The 17,218-nt window shown below is 42.3% G+C and carries 6 protein-coding genes and 4 pseudogenes; 7 read left to right on the top strand and 3 right to left on the bottom strand.

All coding sequences use genetic code 11. The features are described 5' to 3' along the window. Positions 1 to 285 precede the first annotated feature (285 nt). Positions 286 to 1,308, bottom strand: a pseudogene (locus JCM10512_RS17285) (site-specific integrase); the annotation flags it as partial. A 452-nt stretch (positions 1,309 to 1,760) separates the two neighbouring features. On the opposite strand from JCM10512_RS17285, the gene JCM10512_RS17280 reads away from it, so the two are divergent. The 7 genes and pseudogenes from JCM10512_RS17280 to JCM10512_RS17250 all read left to right on the top strand — a co-directional run bounded on the left by JCM10512_RS17280 (position 1,761) and on the right by JCM10512_RS17250 (position 13,993). Then, on the top strand, positions 1,761 to 4,955 hold the full coding sequence (locus JCM10512_RS17280) for a SusC/RagA family TonB-linked outer membrane protein (RefSeq protein WP_183209439.1): 3,195 nt from the start codon (positions 1,761 to 1,763) through the stop codon (positions 4,953 to 4,955). A gap of 25 nt (positions 4,956 to 4,980) precedes the next feature. Then, entirely contained in the window at positions 4,981 to 6,579 is a 1,599-nt protein-coding gene (locus tag JCM10512_RS17275; protein ID WP_044164910.1) for a RagB/SusD family nutrient uptake outer membrane protein, read from the top strand. Between the two features lie 28 nt (positions 6,580 to 6,607). Continuing rightward, positions 6,608 to 7,492: a hypothetical protein gene (locus JCM10512_RS17270; protein WP_044164942.1), complete on the top strand. Its 885-nt coding sequence runs from the start codon at positions 6,608 to 6,610 to the stop codon at positions 7,490 to 7,492. A 145-nt stretch (positions 7,493 to 7,637) separates the two neighbouring features. Then, complete coding sequence (hflX, locus tag JCM10512_RS17265; protein WP_044164909.1) at positions 7,638 to 8,888, top strand: GTPase HflX; 1,251 nt, start codon at positions 7,638 to 7,640, stop codon at positions 8,886 to 8,888. A 63-nt stretch (positions 8,889 to 8,951) separates the two neighbouring features. Next, a complete protein-coding gene (locus tag JCM10512_RS17260) occupies positions 8,952 to 10,949 on the top strand; it encodes a DUF4954 family protein (protein WP_044164908.1) in 1,998 nt (665 codons plus the stop codon). Between the two features lie 180 nt (positions 10,950 to 11,129). Continuing rightward, a pseudogene (locus JCM10512_RS17255) lies at positions 11,130 to 12,766 on the top strand (fumarate hydratase). Between the two features lie 69 nt (positions 12,767 to 12,835). Continuing rightward, complete coding sequence (locus tag JCM10512_RS17250) at positions 12,836 to 13,993, top strand: acyltransferase (RefSeq protein WP_044164904.1); 1,158 nt, start codon at positions 12,836 to 12,838, stop codon at positions 13,991 to 13,993. A gap of 717 nt (positions 13,994 to 14,710) precedes the next feature. Here JCM10512_RS17250 and pelA read toward each other — a convergent pair. Together pelA and JCM10512_RS17240 are read right to left on the bottom strand one after the other, a co-directional pair. Further along, a pseudogene (gene pelA / locus JCM10512_RS17245) lies at positions 14,711 to 15,807 on the bottom strand (pectate lyase). A gap of 78 nt (positions 15,808 to 15,885) precedes the next feature. Continuing rightward, positions 15,886 to 17,194, bottom strand: a pseudogene (locus JCM10512_RS17240) (TolC family protein). Between the last annotated feature and the right edge of the window lie 24 nt (positions 17,195 to 17,218).

Raw genomic sequence — 17,218 nt, 5'->3', positions numbered from 1 at the left:
TGCTTATTCCTGCCTGCCTAAACTTCTGTTTTTAAGTTTGTAATGAAGGGTTAAAACTGGAAAAGCATTCTGGTATGAGTAACCAAAATAGATTGGAAAAAGGGAAACGCAAAAAAATGATTGAGTATATTGGTAATATAAGATTCTTTTGTAACTTTGCAGTTCAATATCGTTCTTTGTACTTTGTGAAAAATGACGTAAATAAACGAGACTCGCTCGTTTCTAAATCGTTACCTGTCAAGAAAAATATTCTTGTAACTTGCTTGTTTTCAGACGAAAATAAAAATTCATATGTCTTGCGGTGTGAAATGATATGTGTTTGTCAATTCCAGCTAGCCTCCTTAATATATTCAATTCTTTGTTAATATTAGAATTATCTTTTAACTTAAAAAAGCAATTGAGATCATCCATATAACGCTGTAATATTAGAAGTGCTTTCCCCTCAAACAATAAATATAAAGGAAGCCGGACTTCAGCACTAGTCTTGACTGATTTGTAGATAAGCCATGTCTCTTGATTAAACTCTACGAAGTCTGTAGACTTCAAGCTTATGAAGTCTGAATATCGTAAACCAGCGTAGCAACAGAACAGAAAAGCATCTTTTGTCTTTTGCCATTTTGCAGATCTACCCTCTAGTGATAGATCTTCTAGCTTGCGCAATTCTTCTGGTGTTAGATGCGTATGACTGCCTTCAACGCTTTTTATTTTATATTTCCTGAATGCATATTTTTGCGCGTCCATATAATCTTTGTTAATAGCGGCATTGATATATCGCTTCAAGTGCTTCATATGCTTAGCTATTGTATTAAGGTGATATTCTTTGGATTGCAGATAATTGTCGAAAGAAGAAACAAAATCAAATGTCAGGTCAGTAAATAGTACTTCTCTTTTGAATTTCTGCAGTAATTCCAAAGTCGATAGATGATTTTGTTTCGTGTTTTCTTTTAAAGAAGAATTAGCAACCTCTTCTTTAAAAAAAGCAAGGAACGACTTATCGCTACCTACGGGCTTATCAATCGACTCCTTTAATAAATCCAATGAAATTGCTTTTCCTCGACGCCATAGTCCAAATTCTGCTTGTTCAATAGTAGCAATGTGCTTATATAGCATCTGGTTCAGGATGTTAGAGTTAGGATGGTTTTTTACCATACTACGTTTTGCATCCCACTGATTAGGCTTAAGATATATTTTAGTGGAAAAGTATCTTTTTCTACTATTTAAATATGCCTCCACTTGTACTAAAGCCATCCCCTTTTTATTCAATCTTTTTGTTCGGTTAAATACGAGGTTGTAACTAATCTTTTCCATTCTCTTGTTTTTTAGTTAATATATAGAATTTAGTTAGACGTAATCTGTACTGCACTTAGAAGCGAACATCTATTAATATCTCTAAAAAAATAAAATATCGTCGATTAAGTATTCACAGAACTTTTAAATAAATGGCACTTTTTTGTAGGTCTTTCATCGAGATAAACAAAAAGATGCAATTATAGCAGTATTTAGTGACTAAAAATAAGCGAATCCAATGTTAAAAGAGACTTTTTGTCCAGACAATATGTTTATTCTTCTTTTGAAAATCGAAGTTTTTGCTATCGACTAACCAGTTTTTAATCATAAATCTTCCTTTATTGGTAACGAAATGTTATATTTGCAACCTTTTTTGATAAAGTTGCTTATTTATTTATATTTTATTAATACATTTGCAACTTGTTAGAGTGAAGGAAAATTAATGTAAAGTTAAACTTTAAGAGAGAGAATTTATGAAGAGAAAATTGATGCTGTTATTGGCGTGCCTTTTTGTGGGTCTAAGCCAAGTAGCCGCCCAATCTCAAACAATCACAGGCGTTGTGATTTCAGAAGAAGACGGGCAGCCAGTTGTTGGAGCCTCTGTATTAGTAAAAGGTACCACGAAAGGTACTATTACTGACATAGATGGCAAATTTAGTTTATCAAACGTACCAAGTTCTGCAAAGACTTTGCAGGTTTCGTATATTGGTATGCAGAGCGCCGAAACTGCTATTAGATCTAATATGAGAATTATATTAAAATCTGATACCGAAGTTCTGGACGAAGTTATTGTAACTGCTTATGGTACTTCAACAAAAGGAACATTTACGGGTTCTGCTGCTGTGATGAAAGCTGATAAGATTGAGAAACGTCAGGTTGCTAACGTTTCTAATGCATTAGCTGGTGCGGTAGCAGGTGTACAGATTTTGAATGATAACGGTCAGCCGGGTGAATCCGCTAAGGTGCGTATTCGCGGTGTAGGTTCTATCAATGCCGGAACGAATCCATTGTATGTTGTGGATGGAGTTCCTTTTGATGGCGAACTGTCTTCTATCAATACTGCTGATATCGAATCGATGACTGTATTGAAAGACGCTGCTTCTACGGCTCTTTATGGTGCACGTGGTGCTAATGGTATTATTATGATTACCACCAAAAAGGGTGTTTCCGGTAAAGCACGTATTAATGTAGATGCTAAGTGGGGTGTAAACTCTCGTGCAGTAAAGAACTATGATGTAATGACTAGTCCTAAAAACTACATTGAAACTGCTTATCAGGCTATCTATAATGCTCAGGTTGGTGCAGGATATACTCCTGAAATCGCTAATATCAGAGCTAACTCTATTTTGCCTACTAAGGCATCGGGTGGTTTAGGTTACCAAATTTACACAGCTCCTTCGGGACAACTAGTGGTTGGTTCTAATGGTAAAGTAAACCCGAATGCAACTTTAGGTTATAACGATGGAACTTACTATTACACACCAGACAACTGGGCTGATGAGACTTTCCAAAACAATCTTCGTCAGGAGTATAACTTCAATGCTTCCGGTGGTAATGATAAAGCTACCTATTATTTAGCTTTCGGTTACCTAGATGACCAGGGCGTAATTTCCGGTTCTGGATTGACACGTATTAATGGCCGTTTCAAAGGTGACTATAAACTTTACGATTGGTTGAAAGTTGGTGCTAATGTAGGCTACGTTAACTCAAAAAGCCGCTATCCGTCTGATCAGGATGCAAATGCTACTGCTTCTTCAGGTAACGCTTTCTTCATTGCTAATAACTTAGCTCCTGTTTACCCGATGTATGTTCGTGATACAGATAAGAATATCATGCTGAACAACGGACGTAAAGTGTATGATTATGGAGATGGACAAAGCTCAAAAGGTAATCGCTCCTTCATGTCTATTGCCAATCCGGCTGGTGACTTGATCTATAATAAGACTGAATACCTGATGGATATTGTAAACGCAAACTGGTTTGCTGAGTTAACTCCAATTTCCGGACTTACAGTTTCTGCTCGCTTCGGTATGAACGTTGACAACACTCGTTACAATGACCTCGGAAATGCTTATATGGGACAGAGTGCCTCTTATGGTGGTACTGCTTATCAGTCTTCTGAACGCACGTTTGGTTTCGACCAACAATATGTAGCTAACTATCAGTTTGCTCTTGAAGATGCACATCATTTTGATGTTACTGCAGGTTATGATGGATATACTTATGAGTATACGCTTTTGTCGGGAAGTGCACAAAACCTGTACAATCCTGAAAATGTATATCTAGGCAATGCTATTGATAACTTCAAGGTGAATGGTAAGAGAGATACATACTCTACAAAAGGTTTCTTCGGCCGTGTGAACTACTCTTACAATGACACTTACTTCGGTAACGTTTCTTACCGTCGTGATGCTTCTTCACGTTTTGCTCCGGAAAACCGTTGGGGAGATTTCTGGTCAGCAAGTGCTGCGTGGATCATCACTCGTGAAGATTTTATGAAAGATCTGACTTGGATCAATCTATTGAAGCTGAAAGCATCTTTTGGACAACAAGGTAATGATGATATCCTATACCCGGGAGTAGACTTGGATAAGAACTATTATCCTTGGATGGACCAATTCAAATTGACAGGTGCTAACGGTGTGTTTGCTGATGGTACATTATTATACAAAGGTAACCCTGATATCACTTGGGAAACTTCTATCTCCTATAATGTCGGTGTAGATTTCGCTTTGTTGGAAAGTCGTTTGAACGGTTCTATTGAATACTTCGGACGTAAATCGAAAGACATGCTTTACAATCGTCCGACTGCCGGTAGCTTAGGTTATACTGCTGTTCCGATGAACGTAGGTTCAATGACTAACTCAGGTCTTGAAGTTGATTTGAATTATCAGATTCTGAATAATAAGAAGATCAACTGGAACGTAAACCTGAATGCTACTTTCGTTAAGAATAAGATCAACGAACTACATCCTGACCTTAATGGAAAGATGATTGATGGTTCTCGTATTTACGAAGAAGGAAAATCAATGTACCGCATGTATCTGGTAGATTATGCAGGTGTAGATCCTGAAAACGGTATTGCTCTGTACTGGGCAAAAGATGATGCAGGTAATGCAATCAAAACATCGGATTATACAGTAGCTGAAGGCTATAAAGTTGCTACTGACGATTTGATGCCTACTGTTTACGGTGGATTTGGTACTTCGGTTGAAGCTTATGGATTCGACGCATCTCTCCAACTCTCTTATCAATTGGGTGGTAAAATTTACGATGCAGGTTATAGAGGATTTATGCACGGTGGTTCTTCCAGCTCTGCAGGAAGAAACTGGCACAAGGACATCTACAATGCTTGGACTCCGGAAAATACGCAAACAAATGTACCGCGTCTGAACGCAAATGACAAGTATACAAACTCAGCTTCTACTCGTTGGTTGGAAAGTTCAGATTACCTGAGCATCAACAACATCTCAGTTGGGTATACCTTGCCACAGCAGTTGACTAAAAAGATGATGGTTGACAAAATACGTGTTTATTTTGTTGCTGACAACGTAGCTGTAATTACTGCACGTAAGGGTCTAGACCCACGTCAGAGCTATACTACGTCAACTACATCGCTTTATACTCCTATTCGTACGCTCTCCGGAGGTATTAGTCTTACATTTTAATGGATTAACAAATTGAGAATTTAATATGAAAACAAAATATATTTTTGCTTCCTTCTTATTCTCTTCTTTAGCTTTTGTTGGCTGCGCCGAAATGGATACATTTCCTGAAGGCAGCACAATAACAGGCGAACAAAAAGAAGAAGTTGGGAAAATGGACCCGACTAAAATAGAAGCCCGTGTAAATGCGATCTTTGCTCAGTTTAATCAATACATGCCTAATACAGGTGCTTTGGGGCGTGAACGTCATAATGATATTGGTTATCCGAGCGTTATGCTATTTACAGATGCGAATGGTAATGATGTAGTTAGCGATGATAATGGTTACAACTGGACTGGTTCTGATCTTGATTTTACCGATCGTTCGCAAACTTCATTGGAAGGTCAGATTGTATGGAATGATATGTATTCCATCATCTACGCTTCTAACAATGTGATTTCAGGTATTGATCCTGCTTCAACAAGTGCAACTGATCAGTATTACCTTGCACAAGGCTTGAGTGCACGTGCCTTTTCGTATTGGGTATTAGCTCAGCTTTATCAGTTCAATTATAAGGGTAATGAAAGCAAACCTTGCGTACCTTTAATTACGGAAGAAAACATGGAAGCAGCTGAAAAAGAAGGCTGTGCCCGTGCAACTGTTAAAGATGTATATACAAAGATTACTTCTGACTTGACAGAAGCAATCGGTCTGCTTGAAAAAGCAAAAGTAGCCCGGAAGGATAAACGCTATATTAGCTTAGCTGTAGCTTATGGACTGAGTGCCCGTGTTTATTTGACCATGCACGAATACGCCTTGGCAGCTACTGCAGCAGATGACGCTATTGAGGCTGCAAGTGCCGAAAATATTGTACCGGGCGGTATGACCGACATCAATAAACCTACTTTCTCGAATATTGAAGAGAAAAACTGGATGTGGGGAATTATCGTTAATGAAACTGATGGAGTAGTAACTTCGGGTATCGTTAACTGGCCTTCGCACATGGGATCTTTCAACTATGGATATGCTAACTACTCAGGCGGTAAGCAGATCAATAAGAGCCTGTATAATAGTATTCCGGATGTTGACCCTCGTAAAGGTTGGTGGTTAGGATCGAACTTGCGTTCGGTGAATCTTACTGCAGCTCAGCAAGCGTTGATGACAGATTATGGGTATGGTGCTTATACACAGGTGAAGTTTGCTCCTTATAATAATGTACTTGAAACTGCTACCAATGCCAACGATATTCCGTTGATGCGTGTGGAAGAGATGTATTTAATTAAAGCCGAAGCCGAAGCAATGTCGGGTAAAGACGGTAAAGGAACACTCGAGAAGTTTATGCAAACATATCGCTATAAAGAATATACAGTTAGTGGAGGTGCTAATGTACAAGACGAAGTATTCTTGCAACGTCGGATCGAATTCTGGGGAGAAGGTTTGAACTGGTTCGACTTGATGCGCTTGAATAAAGGTGTCGATCGTCGTGGTGGAGGATATCCGAATGATAATATGATATTCAACATTGCCAGCAACGACAATATCTTGTTATGGCCTATTCCGGAAGTAGAGATCCAATCTAATCAGGCATTGACCAATGCAGATCAGAATACTCCGGGAACAACTCCGGAAGCTGTTGCAGATAATTAATTATACTTATTTTATAAATATGAATCATATGAAAATAAATAAATATCTACTCTATTTGCTGTTCGTCCCGGCTCTCTCTATGACTAGCTGTAGCGACTTTGAAGATACTGAGGTGGCAAGTCCACAAGCAGATCAAGATGCTTTGGGGGCTAACTTTACGGCAGCGACTTCTACTGCTACTGTAAACCCGGATAAAGGAACTAGTTTTACTGTTACGATGAATCGCGTGAACACCACTGGTGCAGCGACCGTACCTGTAAAAGTAGAGTCATGTTCTAAAATTGATGATGAACCGTTCTGCGACCAACCTACTGCATTTGTTTTTGCGGCTGGTGAAGCAAAAGCATCTGTTACGCTCAAACTTAACAGCAAGTGTAAATACCAAACAACCTATTCATTAAAGTTGTCGATTGGTGGTAATACCAAGGATCATCTTTATGCAGCAGGTACCTCTTTAACTACTATCTCCGTAACCAGAGATTATAAATGGGCGGCTTTAGGACAACCGGTACTTTTGGAAAAAGGTTGGTATGATGGTGGTATTCTTGCTCCTGTTCAGTTGGCATCTGACTACATTGGTGCTAATCCATTGTTCAGAGTTGGCGCACCCTACTATTATGCAGGTTTATCAGCTTCAACCGCAGGAAGTTTCCAGTTCTTCTTAGATGATACGAACTATGACTTTGCCGGTATGTTGAACAAACCAGGTGAGTATGAAGCTACTAAGATCAATACAGGCATGACGGAGAATAAATTGCCTCTATTTATCAATGTGACTCAGACGAAGAAAGTAGGCACGGTTTACACTTTTACTTATGATGTATTCTATGTGAAAGATGGCCAAAACGTAAACTACAAGGAAGGCGTTACAGCTGATCTTGACTTTGATATTGAAGGTTTGATGGCAGAATAATCAATATTCTTCTTCAAAATAATTAGCCCCTGACATACATTCGTGTGTGTCAGGGGCTTTTTTTGCTCTCTTTTTAATGAAGCACACTTATAAATACAAGATTTTTATGTAAGTTTGTTCCCACATTATTTATAGAATAAAAAGGATGAAAGAATTTGTAATATCCGAAGCCAAAGCGGAAACAGCAGTACTTGTGGGACTCATTACTCAAACGCAGGATGAGCGCAAGACAAAAGAATATCTGGATGAACTGGCTTTCCTTGCTGAGACGGCTGGGGCGGAAGTAGTGAAGGAGTTTACGCAGAAGTTACCTATTGCGAACTCTGTGACATATGTGGGAAAAGGTAAACTGGAAGAGATTAAAACCTATATTGCCACCGAAGCGGAAGAAGAACGCGAAGTGGGTATGGTGATCTTTGACGACGAACTTTCTCCTAAACAGCTTCGTAATATTGAAGCTGAGCTTAATGTGAAGATACTCGATCGTACTTCACTCATTCTTGATATTTTTGCCATGCGTGCTCAAACTGCCAATGCTAAAACGCAAGTAGAGCTGGCGCAATACAAATATATGTTGCCACGTTTGCAACGTCTTTGGACTCACTTGGAACGCCAGGGCGGTGGCTCCGGTAGTGGCAAAGGAGGTTCTGTGGGACTTCGCGGACCGGGAGAGACTCAGCTTGAAATGGACCGTCGTATCATCTTAAACCGTATGTCGTTGTTGAAAGAGCGTTTGCGGGAAATTGATAAGCAAAAAGCTACCCAACGCAAAAATCGCGGTCGTATGATTCGGGTTGCCTTAGTTGGCTATACCAATGTCGGGAAGTCTACCATCATGAATCTGTTGGCAAAGAGTGAAGTCTTTGCTGAGAATAAGCTATTCGCTACGTTAGACACGACAGTACGTAAAGTGATAATTGAAAACCTGCCATTCCTGCTATCCGATACCGTAGGATTCATCCGGAAGTTGCCAACCGATTTGGTTGAGTCGTTTAAATCGACCTTGGATGAAGTACGTGAAGCCGATTTATTGATCCATGTAGTCGATATTTCTCATGTTGGATTTGAAGAGCAAATCGATGTGGTGAATAAGACCCTGGCTGAGATTGAAGGCAGTGGCAAACCTATGATCCTTATATTTAATAAAATAGATGCGTACACTTATATAGAAAAAGCATCCGACGACCTTACCCCCCGAACAAAAGAGAACTTAACACTCGAAGAGCTGATGAAGACGTGGATGGCCAAGATGGAAGACAACTGTCTATTCATCTCCGCCCGCGAACGAATCAATATAGACGAACTGAAAGATGTGGTTTATCAACGAGTGAAAGAATTGCATGTACAAAAGTATCCCTATAATGATTTCCTTTATCAGACATACGACGAAGAATAGAATTTAATCAGTGTGTTGCTTTGCCGTCGATTGGCAAGGCACACATTAATATATTGTATTTGTATGAAAGATTATCGTAAACTTACTGAAGAAGAGATTCTTCAGTTGAAGGGACAGTCGTGCCTGGCTGGTGATTGGGGAAGTGTTTTGGTGGTCGAAGGTTTCAACTGTGAATATGTGCATCATACTCGCTTCTCGGGCGAGGTTAAATTGGGCGTCTTCGACTCCGAGTTTACCCTGCCCGGTGGCATCAAAAAGCATTCCGGCCTGCGGCATGTCACGCTGCATAACGTTACAGTTGGTGATAACTGTTGCATAGAGAACATTCAAAACTACATTGCGAATTATGAAATAGGTAGTGATGCCTTTATTGAGAATGTAGATATCATTCTGGTCGATGGCCTAAGCACATTCGGCAATGGAGTGAAAATCTCAGTTCTAAATGAAATGGGAGGACGTGAAGTTTTGATGAATGATAAGCTCTCTGCCCATCAAGCCTATATCCTGGCCCTCTACCGGCACCGTCCGGAATTAATCAATCGCATGAAAACGATTACCGATTATTACTCCAACAAGCATGCGGCTACAGTGGGGAGTATCGGGAATCATGTGATTATTCAGAATACCGGTTCTATCCGAAATGTGCGGATAGGGGATTATTGTCATATCTGTGGAACCTGCCGCCTTACGAATGGAAGTATCAATAGCAATGTAGCCGATCCGGTGCACATTGGTGACGGAGTTATCTGTGATGATTTTATCATCTCTTCCGGTTCGGAGGTCGATGACGGTACGATGCTAAGCCGTTGCTTCGTAGGTCAATCTTGTCGGTTGGGACATAACTACTCAGCCTCCGATTCGCTGTTTTTCAGTAACTGTCAGGGCGAGAATGGCGAGGCTTGTGCAATCTTTGCAGGCCCCTTCACGGTGACACACCACAAGTCCACCTTATTGATAGCCGGTATGTTCTCGTTCATGAATGCCGGCTCAGGTTCCAATCAAAGTAACCATATGTATAAGCTAGGCCCCATCCATCAGGGGACCATGGAGCGTGGAGCGAAAACCACATCCGATTCATATATATTGTGGCCGGCACGCGTGGGCGCGTTCTCTTTGGTAATGGGACGACACGTCAATCATGCCGACACGTCCAATTTGCCTTTCTCCTATTTGATTGAGCAACGGGATACCACCTATTTGGTGCCTGGTGTGAATCTGCGGAGTGTGGGAACCATTCGGGATGCTCAGAAATGGCCGAAACGAGATAAGCGGAAAGATCCCAATAAACTGGATTATATCAATTATAACCTGTTGAGTCCGTATACCATCCAAAAGATGTTCAAGGGACGAGCTATTCTGAAAGATTTGAAACGCGTATCGGGTGAAACTTCCGAGATTTACTCCTTCCAGAGTGCGAAGATTAAAAACTCATCTCTGAATAACGGCATCCGCTTCTATGAGATTGCCATTCATAAATTCCTTGGTAACTCAATAATCAAGCGTTTGGAGGGGATCAACTTTCAGAACGATGAAGAGATACGTCAACGTTTGAAACCGGATACCGAGATTGGTGTTGGAGAATGGGTGGATATGTCCGGTCTGATTGCTCCCAAGAGCGAAATCGATCGTTTGTTGGATGGCATTGAAAGTGGCGAGATCAACCGGCTGAAATCGATCAATGCCTGCTTCTCCGTGATGCACGCCAACTACTACACCTATGAGTGGACATGGGCCTATGAGAATATCCGGGAATTTTATGGAATTAATCCGGAAACTATTACGGCAAAAGACATCATTCAGATTGTGAAGTCCTGGCAAGAGGCCGTTGTCGGGTTGGATAGAATGGTCTACAACGATGCTCGCAAAGAGTTTTCACTCTCTTCGATGACCGGGTTCGGTGCGGACGGCTCACGTGACGATATGAAACAGGATTTTGAACAGGTTCGTGGTGATTTTGAAAGTAATCCTTTCGTTACGGCTGTTCTCAAGCACGTTGAAGATAAGACCGCTTTGGGGAATGAACTGATCAGCCGGATTGAAGGGCTTGTTGCCGAAGCATAGCAGAATACTTCTTTTTCCGAGAGGCTAGAACTATGAAACGGTGAGTAGAATGACAACATTCCTGCTCACCGTTTTGCATACCTTATACTCCGTTAATTATTACTTCTAAATATTTATCATTCATCATTTATTGCTACCTTTGTCTCACTAACTAACATAACGTAATAAAATAAGAAATTTATGGCAACACCTCCGTTTAAGTATCAACCTATGTTCGAAAAGGGCCAAGATACTACTGAGTACTATCTGCTTACCAAAGACCATGTGTCGGTAAGCGAGTTTGAAGGAAAACCTATTCTGAAAATTGCGAAAGAAGGCTTGACTGAAATGGCTAATACAGCCTTTCGTGACGTATCTTTTCTGCTTCGCCGTGCGCATAACGAACAGGTAGCTAAAATCTTGAGTGATCCGGAAGCCAGTGAAAATGATAAATATGTAGCATTGACTTTTCTGCGTAACGCGGAAGTAGCTGCTAAAGGCGTACTTCCTTTCTGTCAGGATACCGGAACCGCCATTATTCATGGTGAAAAGGGACAGCAAGTCTGGACCGGTTACTGTGACGAGGAAGCTCTTTCCTTAGGCGTTTATAAAACCTACACCGAAGAGAACCTCCGTTATTCTCAGAACGCACCGCTGAATATGTTTGATGAAGTCAACACCAAATGCAACCTGCCTGCGCAGATAGACCTTGAAGCTACCGAGGGAATGGAATATGAGTTCCTTTGCGTAACCAAAGGTGGTGGTTCGGCCAATAAAACCTATTTGTATCAGGAAACCAAAGCCATTCTGAATCCCGGCACCTTGGTGCCATTCCTGGTTGAGAAGATGAAGACATTGGGTACAGCTGCTTGTCCTCCTTATCACATTGCTTTTGTTATTGGCGGTACATCTGCTGAGAAGAACCTGTTGACAGTGAAACTCGCTTCAACTCACTTCTACGATAATCTTCCGACTACCGGCAATGAGTTTGGACGTGCATTCCGCGATGTGGAATTGGAAAAAGAAGTATTGGAAGAAGCACAGAAAATTGGGCTAGGCGCACAGTTTGGTGGAAAATACCTGGCACATGACGTACGTATCATCCGCTTGCCGCGTCACGGAGCTTCTTGCCCCGTAGGATTGGGCGTATCTTGCTCGGCCGACCGTAACATTAAATGTAAGATTAATAAAGAAGGTATTTGGATTGAGAAGCTGGATTCAAATCCGGGCAACCTGATTCCCGTTGAGTTGCGTCAAGCTGGTGAGGGAGATGCTGTGAAGATCGACTTGAATCGTCCGATGGCTGAGATCCTGAAAGAACTGAGCAAGTATCCGGTAGCAACCCGCCTTTCGTTGAATGGAACAATCATTGTAGGTAGAGACATCGCGCATGCTAAGCTGAAAGAACGTTTAGACCGTGGCGAGGACCTTCCTCAATATATCAAAGATCATCCGATCTATTATGCAGGTCCGGCGAAAACACCGAACGGCATGGCTTGCGGCTCTATGGGCCCGACTACTGCCGGACGTATGGACTCGTATGTAGGACTTTTCCAGAGTCATGGCGGAAGCATGATCATGTTGGCCAAAGGTAACCGTAGCCAGCAAGTAACAGATGCTTGTCAGCAATACGGTGGTTTCTATCTCGGCTCCATTGGTGGTCCCGCTGCTCTGTTAGCTCAGGACAACATCAAGAGCATCGAGTGTGTGGAATACCCGGAATTGGGTATGGAAGCAATCTGGAAGATCGAAGTAGAAGATTTCCCCGCATTCATCTTAGTCGATGATAAGGCAATGACTTCTTCAAACAGATTAAGCCGCGTTGCGCGATTAAATAAGACAACCCTTTACACAAAGTTGGGGGGCAGCTATAAATCTAGTTGTCCCCCTTTTATTTAAATAATACCATGAAAGAACCTTCGACAAAACTTGCTGAAAGATCCCACATTGTTTGGTTGGATATTGTTCGGCTGATTGCTATGTTTGCTGTTGTATGCTGTCATTGTACCGATCCTTTTAATTTCTTTCCGGGCACTTCTCCCGATATTGGTGCGATAAAATTCTGGGGAGCAGCCTACGGTGCTCTGCTACGTCCGTGTGTGCCACTCTTTGTTATGATTACCGGAGCACTTTTGTTGCCGGTGCGAGGTGAGGCTTCCACTTTCTACAAGAAGCGTATTCCGCGTGTACTTTTTCCGTTTCTCATCTGGTCTGTACTTTATAACCTCTTCCCTTGGATTACCGGACTGCTTGGACTTAACTCTCAAATCATACTGGACTTCTTCCCCTATGCGGGTGAAGATGTGATGCGTCAGTCATTTTCCGTAGCGTTGGAGTATATTTTGATGATCCCACTCAATTTTTCAATCCTAGCCGTACATATGTGGTACATCTATTTGTTGATTGGGCTTTACCTTTACCTGCCTATTTTCTCGGCATGGGTAGAGAAAGCTTCGGAACGTGCTAAACTCTATTTCCTACTGGCTTGGGGAGTTACTTTACTCTTACCTTATTACAATGAATATGCTGCCGATTACCTGTGGGGTACATGTTCGTGGAACTCGTTTGGCATGCTGTATGCGTTTGCTGGTTTCCACGGCTATCTGTTGTTGGGGCATTACCTCCGGAATCTGGAGTGGAGCCTGACTAAAACATTGGCTATAGGCATTCCGATGTTTGCGATTGGTTATGCCGTAACCTTCTTTGGATTCCGGCACATGACCGCTCTGCCCGAATGTACGGATGAGATGTTAGAACTCTTCTTTACCTATTGCTCCATCAATGTGTTAATGCTGACCCTACCCGTATTTATGATAGCCAAAAAGATCAATGTGCGTTCGGAAACGATCAAGAAAGCATTAGCTAATCTGACGGTTTGCGGTTTCGGAATCTACATGGTACACTACTTCTTTACCGGCCCTTCGGTTATGCTGGTGCGGTTGATTCAAATTCCAATACCCCTGCAAATCCCGGTAGCGGCAGTCTTAGCTTTTACGGCATCTTGGCTTCTGGTGCGATTGATTTATCGCGTCGGAGGAAGGGGGGCCAAATACATCGCCGGCTAATTACAAATCAACAAGAAGGGCTGTCCGAATTTGGATGGCCCTTTTTGATATCTATAAATTGTGAGCTGTACCTTCGCATCCTATTTTCTTATAATCCTGCCATAACGCATCTTCGGTGGTACGATATACCTCCTCTACACTGTATTTGTTTTTTGCTTTCAGCTTTCAGTTTGGGACGTAATTGGTTGTTATTTAATGAGATAATCCTGAAAGTGAGACGGTGAAACTGAAAGCTGCTGCTTTCAGCCGGATCGCTTGCGGGGTTGGGTTATAGCCCCGGGCATTTGCCAAAAAGCCCGGGGCGTTTCAGTCGTTTGCCCCGGGCAGTTGGTCAAAAGCCCGGGGCTTCGAACCAATAAGAATACTTGTGCGGATATAAAAAGAAAGGATGCTGGTTAGTTCGTATATGGGGGAGAGAAAGAGAAGCATTCGAATCTTTGACTTTTGAACTGAACGCTAACTGGGGGCTGAAAGCTTGCTTGTTACACTGCTTTCAGTTTAAAAGCTTTGTATTACAGTATTTTATGCCTAAAACTGAAAGCTGAAGGCTAAAAACTCAAACTTTATTTCCTGGCTTTTTTATCGAAGTTTTGGGGACGTTTCTTCCATTTGCTTTATAAAAGTAGGATCGCTCATCAATCCGAGACCGTGGTTGGTAAAGATCGGCTGTGAAAAAGAAAGGAGCTAGTCGACTTCCCGGCTAGCTCCTTTTCGCTTTTATTTTTTATCTAACTTCTTTTTCCATTGTTCATACTTCTGCAAGACTTTACTTCCGTCGCTGTTATACCAACTGTATCCCGTCCGTCGCTCAATGCCGATCTCCGATAGATCGTATCTTTTAACTCCATCACGATCGCAGAAGAAAGGGCGGTTCGTCTCTAAATCATAGAAGCGTGCCCATAGGGGAGGACAGTTCTCACAGGGAACCATGCGATAGTCTTTTTTGCCGTCGCTGTTGGTAAAGAACTCCTTCTGCAAGCCTTTGATCTCCGATCTCTTGAACCATTCGATAGAACCTTCGATTGAATTGATAATCCGTTCGGAGGGGCTGGGGAGAGATAAAAGCAATAAGACGATATTATCCGATTCTTGTCCGCTCAATGAAGGCAGTTCATAAGCACGCGCCTTGCAAGGTCCAAGGTCTCGCGATCGTGCTGGGCGCACCATACGGTCAGTTTACCATTTTGGCGGACTTGTGTATTGAGGATGCACTCAATTCCTTTGTCGAAAGAGGTACGAGCCTGTTCGCGGATCTTATCCGATAGAAAAGTATAAGGAGCTTTGTTCTCATATATCTCCCGCAATTGATTCAGCACCCGAACCATCGCATTATCGTTGTAGGTGATTTGTATGTAATAGCCTGTGGGGCGAGGATAGAATTGCGGCCATCCTCCATTGGGATATTGAGCGTCCAGCAAGTATTGGATGCCTTTCAGTACGGCTTCTTTGTATTTGTTGTCCTGTGTAGCCTGAAACAGGCGAGCCAGGTACTGAATCTCGGTCGTTGTGGCGTTGTTGTCAATCGTACTCTCATTGACGTTCTTTTGATCTTTCAACACAGCCGCATAGGCTTTCTTGTCCAATTCGGCAGGCATATAAATGTTCTTAGGCCATCCTCCGGTTGTCTGTTGATACAATAATACATTGTCACCGATGCGACGTGCTTCTTTGGTCTGGAAGAAAGAATCCTCAAATTTGGGAGCAATGCGTACCCATTCTTTATAATTCTTTTGTTGTGTGTAATTCTCTGTTTCTTGGGCGGATAGTTGGCTCAACGCAAAGAATGTCAGGAAGACAAAGGTTATTTTCTTCATGTCTTTAATTTGTTAAGTAAATCTTTGATGTACAAATGTAAGTGGAAAAACGAAGCGACAGGGGGAATAACTGGTTTTTTATTCCAAATATCTCGTAATCTTACCACTCAGTTGCAACAAAGATATCTCACAAAGTTTGGTGCTGTATTCGGCTGAGAGAATACGCTCTTCGGCATCCAGCAGACTCTTTTGCGCTTCACGCATTTCAATACCGGGCAGGTTACCGAGCATGTAACGCTCCATGCAATCTCGTGATTCTCTTTGGCCGAAATCAGGTTCTGCCGTTCTAGGTTGAGTAGCTCCTGATTGTTGCGGTAGGCTTGCCATAAATTGCTGAAGTCCGATCGCAGCGTCAGTTCTAACTCTTGTCGTTCCAGACGCGCGTTTTTTATGGCAATGCTCGCGTTGTTCTTCTCCCTGCGGCGGTTGCCATCGAAAATATTAAATCCGATGGTGACTCCGGCGTTAAGTCCCAAATCACCGCGGCGACTGGTGGCGTTGATATCGTATTTGTTGAATGTATATCCGTAGCCGTATTCAGTTTCAGGTACGGATAGTTACGCGAGTTGATTTTCTTGTAGTCTAACTGCGAAAGCGTTATGTTCTGATCCGCTTTCAATAAATTGGCATTGGTAGCAAGCGTCGCAGTCCACAAATCATCGTATATAAGTTGTGCGTTAACGTCAATAACCGAGTCCGTAATCAGCAACGGTTGGTTGACCGACTCATTGGCCATCAACTCGTTGAGGTGGATGCGCGACGAGTGTAACAGCTCCTGTTGCTTCATGTACTGAGCACTGTCCGCATTGAAGTCCACTTTTGCCTGTTGGTAGTCCAAGCGCGAGAAACTACCGATGTGGTATCGCTCCTCCACGATGCGCATACGCTCTTTCGAAAGCGTGACCGCGTAGCGGAGATTCTTCAGGCGGATTTCCTGTTGCAGGTAGTTGTAGTATTCCGAAGCCAGCGTGGCAATGAAATCCTCAATGGCGATGCGGGTGTTTGTTTCCCCCTGGCGTTCGAGTTCTTTAAGTTGCTTGTACGTAGTACTGATGTTAAAGCCATCGAAGATGGTCCAGTTGAGGTTGAGTCCCACATTAGCTGTCTGGTCATACACCCCGTTGTTTTTGATAATTTCTCCGGTAGCCCTTGATTTGCTTTCGATGTTATCGAGGTTCCCCTTATAGCCTGCCGAGAAATCCAACGTCGGCAGATAGCCGGCATTGGCCAGCGTAGCGTTGTTTTTACTAATCTGCTCCTGGTTGTGTGTGATTTGCATGGAGTAGTTGTTCTGCAACCCGCTCTCCAGGCACGACTTTAACGAATATACCTTTTGCGCCTGAACGCTCTGCGATAGACCACTGCAGGCTATCAGAAGATAAATGATATGCTGTATGCTGAAAAACGCTGT

The organism is Bacteroides reticulotermitis JCM 10512, from assembly GCF_000517545.1.
GTDB lineage: Bacteria > Bacteroidota > Bacteroidia > Bacteroidales > Bacteroidaceae > Bacteroides > Bacteroides reticulotermitis.
Note: the sequence above shows the minus strand (reverse complement) of the source record. Positions and strands in the feature narration are given on the sequence as shown.

Coding starts and splice junctions, on each gene's coding strand:
- JCM10512_RS17280 (WP_183209439.1), top strand. CDS start 1,761: ATGAAGAGAAAATTGATGCTGTTATTGGCGTGCCTTTTTGTGGGTCTA.
- JCM10512_RS17275 (WP_044164910.1), top strand. CDS start 4,981: ATGAAAACAAAATATATTTTTGCTTCCTTCTTATTCTCTTCTTTAGCT.
- JCM10512_RS17270 (WP_044164942.1), top strand. CDS start 6,608: ATGAAAATAAATAAATATCTACTCTATTTGCTGTTCGTCCCGGCTCTC.
- hflX (WP_044164909.1), top strand. CDS start 7,638: ATGAAAGAATTTGTAATATCCGAAGCCAAAGCGGAAACAGCAGTACTT.
- JCM10512_RS17260 (WP_044164908.1), top strand. CDS start 8,952: ATGAAAGATTATCGTAAACTTACTGAAGAAGAGATTCTTCAGTTGAAG.
- JCM10512_RS17250 (WP_044164904.1), top strand. CDS start 12,836: ATGAAAGAACCTTCGACAAAACTTGCTGAAAGATCCCACATTGTTTGG.